This window comes from Roseomonas sp. 18066, from assembly GCF_902706185.1.
In the GTDB taxonomy this organism is placed as follows: Bacteria; Pseudomonadota; Alphaproteobacteria; order Acetobacterales; family Acetobacteraceae; genus Pseudoroseomonas.
Window position 1 is genome coordinate 1 of sequence record NZ_CACSJM010000269.1, and the last position, 3,642, is coordinate 3,642.

The window sequence follows — 3,642 nt, forward strand, 5'->3', positions numbered from 1 at the left end:
GCAGCGGGGCAATGATCGACCACTCGCTCTCGGTCAGGTCGAACCGGGCCATCTGACGCTCCTCACCATCTGGAGCTTTGAATCAGGGCACGCCGAACACCGCAAGCTTTATGAGTTCACTACCTAGGCCGGCGGCGCGCCGTAGAGCCGCGCGATCGCCCGCGCCGCCGCCTCGGCCAGGGTCCGGACCTCCTCCTCGCCGATCGGCCCGCTCAGCCCCAGCGTGGCGCGCAGGAACAGGTCGCCGCGCAGCAGGGAGAAGAACTGCTCGGCGACCAGGGGCAGGGGGGCGTCGGGCTGCAGCCGGCCGCGCGCCGCCTCGCCCGCCAGCCAGTCCAGCAGCCAGCCGCGCAGGGTCACCGGCCCGGCGGTGTAGAAGGCCTGGGCCAGCTCCGGCACCCGGGCGCCTTCGGCCACCACCACCCGGTGCAGCGCCCGCACCCGCGGCCGCAGCAGGAAGCCCAGCCAATGCGCGCCGAGCTCGGCCAGCGCCGCCTCCAGCGGCTGCGCGTGGTTGGCCAGCGCCTGCGGCACCAGCGCCTGCATCTTCTGGCAGCTTTCCTCGATGATCTCCTGGAACAGCGCGTCCTTGCCGGTGAAATGCGCGTAGAGCGTGGCCTTCGACACCTGCGCGCCGCGCGCCACCGCATCCATCGACACCGGGCCGAAGCCTTCCTTCATGAAAAGCTCGGCCGCGGCATCCAGGATGGCGCGGCGCTTCGGGGAGATCTCGGGGGGGGCCAGGCTCAGGGACATGATGCGCTGGAGTAGGGGCGGAAGCCCCCGGGCTTCAAGTGGAAACTGAACGGTTCAGTTCACTCTTGACGCCGCCGGTGCGAAGGCGCATCTGCTTCGGCGCACTGAACTGAACCGTTCAGTTTGTGGAATTTCCGTCATGAACGCTCCTGTCTCCCCCTCCGCCGCGGCCGAGGCCGCCCGGGCCACGCCGCCGGCCCCGCGCCGGACGCCGCGCCGCCGCCGCCTGCTGCTGCGGGTTCTGCCGGTCCTGGTCCTGGCCGGGCTGGCGGTGGGCGGCAACTGGTACTGGCAGACCGGCCGCTTCCTGGTCGAGACCGACGACGCCTATGTCCAGGGCGACATCGTGGTGCTGGGCCCGCGCATCGAGGCCGATGTCGCCGCCATCCTGGTCGCCGACAACCAGCCGGTGAAGGCGGGCGAGGTGCTGCTGCGCCTCGACGACCGCGACGCCCGGCTGCAGCAGGCCCAGGCCGCCGCCAGCCTGGCCGAGGCCGAGGCCGCCATCACCACGGCGCGCGAGACCCTGGCGCAGATGGACGCCCAGATCGCCGCCGCCGAGGCGCAGATCGAGACCGCCCGCGCCGAGCAGGTCCGCGCCGGCGCCGATGCCCGCCGGACGGAGGCGCTGGTCGGCGGCGGCTGGTCGTCCCGCCAGTCGGCCGACCAGGCGGTGGCCGCCCAGCGCAAGGCCGATGCCGCGCGCCAGGCCGCCGAGGCCGAGCTCGCCGTGCGCCGCCAGGCCCTGCCCGTGCAGCGCGCCCAGCTGGCCCAGGCGACCGCCCGCCGCGACCAGGCCGCCGCCGCCCTGGCGCTGGCCGGCAACACCCTGTCCTATACCGAGATCCGGGCGCCCTTCGACGGCATCGTCGGCAACCGCGCGGCGCAGCTGGGCCAGCATGTCCGGCCCGGCCAGCAGCTGATCGCCGTGGCGCCGCCGCCTTCCGCGCTGTTCGTCACCGCCAATTTCAAGGAAACCCAGCTGGCCGGCATGCGGCCCGGCCAGCCGGCCGAGATCAGCGTCGACGCCATCCCCGGCCATGCCCTGCACGCCCGCGTCGACAGCTTCGCCCCGGCCACCGGCAGCCAGTTCAGCCTGCTGCCGCCGGAGAACGCCACCGGCAACTTCACCAAGATCGTCCAGCGCGTGCCGGTGAAGCTGGTGCTGGAGCCGGGCCAGAGCGCCGAGGCCATCGCGCGCCTGCGCCCCGGCCTGTCCGTGGTGGCCGAGATCGACCTGCGCGCCGACCCCTCCGCCCCGCGCGGGGTCTTCGCCGCCGCCGCCGCCACCCTCGGCCTGCGCTGAGGGCAGCGCGTCATGAGCGCCACCACAGCGCGACCGGGGGCGCCGGCGGCGCCCGTTGGAAAGATGTCGCCGCGGGCGATGGTCGGCTTCATGGCCATGGTCTTCGGCATGTTCATGGCGATCCTGGACATCCAGATCGTCTCCGCCTCGATCTCCGAGATCCAGGCGGGGCTGGCGGCCAGCCCGGACGAGGCCAGCTGGGTGCAGACCAGCTACCTGATCGCCGAGATCGTCATGATCCCGCTGTCAGGCTTCCTGTCGCGCCTGCTCTCGACCCGGGTGCTGTTCACCGTCTCGGCGCTGGGCTTCACGGTGTTCTCCCTGGCCTGCGCCATGGCCAGCAGCCTGGGCCTGATGGTGGTCTTCCGCGCGCTTCAGGGCTTCATCGGCGGCGCCATGATCCCGACCGTCTTCGCCGCCAGCTTTCTGCTCTTCCCCGGCTCGAAGCGGGCGAATGCGATGGTGCTGATCGGCCTGACCGCGACGCTGGCGCCGACCATCGGCCCGACGCTCGGCGGCTGGCTGACCCAGAGCTTCTCCTGGCACTGGCTGTTCCTGATCAACGTCCCGATCGGCGGGCTGATCGCGCTGGTCGTCTGGAACACCGTCGACATCGACCAGGCCGACCCCAAGCTGCTGGCCCGCTTCGACTGGTGGGGCCTGCTGTTCATGGCGCTGTTCCTGGGCAGCCTGGAATACGTCATGGAGGAAGGCCCGCGCTGGGACTGGCTGCAGGACGAGACGGTGGCGACCTTCGCCGCCATCGGCACCATCGCCGGCGGGCTGTTCTTCTGGCGCGCCCTGTCCCGCGACGAGCCCATCGTCGACCTGCGCGCCTTCGCCAACCGGAATTTCTCCCTCGGCTGCGTGCTCAGCTTCACCATGGGCATCGGCCTCTATGGCGCGGTCTATCTGATCCCGCTCTTCCTCGGCCGGGTGCGCGGCTACAACTCGATGCAGATCGGCGAGGTGATGTTCATCACCGGCCTCTGCATGTTCGCCGCCGCCCCCTTCGTCGGCCGGCTGCTGCAGCGGGTCGACCCGCGCTACCTGCTGGCCGTCGGGCTGGCGCTGTTCTTCGTGTCGCTGTACCTGACCGCCAGCCTGACCAGCCAGCACGCCTTTGCCGAGATGGCCTTCCCCCTCGGCCTGCGCGGCGTCGCCATGATGATGTGCATGGCCCCGATCAACGCCATGGCGCTGGGCACCATCCCGCCGGCCCAGCTGAAGGGCGCCTCGGGCCTCTACAACCTGATGCGCAACCTGGGCGGCGCCGTGGGCCTGGCCATCATCAACACCCTGGTGACCGACCGCTCCTACCTGCACCGGCTGCACCTGTCGGAGGCGCTGAACTGGGCCCGCCCCGCCGTCTCCCGCTACCAGGAGACGCTCAGCGCGGCCATGGAAGGGCGGCTGGGCAATGCCGCGGATGTGGCGGCGCTGGCGCGGATGAAGAACCTGGTGACCCAGCAGGCCCTGGTCCTGGCCTATAACGACACCCTGCTGGTCATGGCGGGATGCTTCCTCGCCTCGCTGCTGCTGGTGCCGCTGCTGAAGAGGGCCAGGGCAGGGGGGGGCGG

At 71.6% G+C, this 3,642-nt stretch carries 3 protein-coding genes; 2 read left to right on the forward strand and 1 reads right to left on the reverse strand.

Translation table 11 applies throughout. From position 1 onward, the window contains the following. Positions 1-123: 123 nt before the first annotated feature. Positions 124-756 (reverse strand): TetR/AcrR family transcriptional regulator, encoded by a 633-nt coding sequence (locus tag GVN67_RS28370; protein ID WP_160000657.1) that lies wholly within the window; start codon positions 754-756, stop codon positions 124-126. Positions 757-895: 139 nt separating this feature from the next. Here GVN67_RS28370 and GVN67_RS28375 point away from each other — a divergent pair, with 139 nt between their 5' ends. Further along, positions 896-2,062 carry an HlyD family secretion protein gene (locus GVN67_RS28375; protein WP_160000658.1) on the forward strand — a complete coding sequence of 389 codons (1,167 nt, stop codon included), beginning with the start codon at positions 896-898 and terminating at the stop codon, positions 2,060-2,062. A 12-nt stretch (positions 2,063-2,074) separates the two neighbouring features. After that, positions 2,075-3,642: DHA2 family efflux MFS transporter permease subunit (locus tag GVN67_RS28380; RefSeq protein ID WP_160000659.1), on the forward strand; the 1,568-nt coding region annotated here is incomplete at its 3' end.

What these genes read in the sequence shown, in the direction of transcription:
- GVN67_RS28375 (WP_160000658.1), top strand. Translation starts at nt 896, where the DNA reads ATGAACGCTCCTGTCTCCCCCTCCGCCGCGGCCGAGGCCGCCCGGGCC.
- GVN67_RS28370 (WP_160000657.1), bottom strand. Translation starts at nt 756, where the DNA reads ATGTCCCTGAGCCTGGCCCCCCCCGAGATCTCCCCGAAGCGCCGCGCC.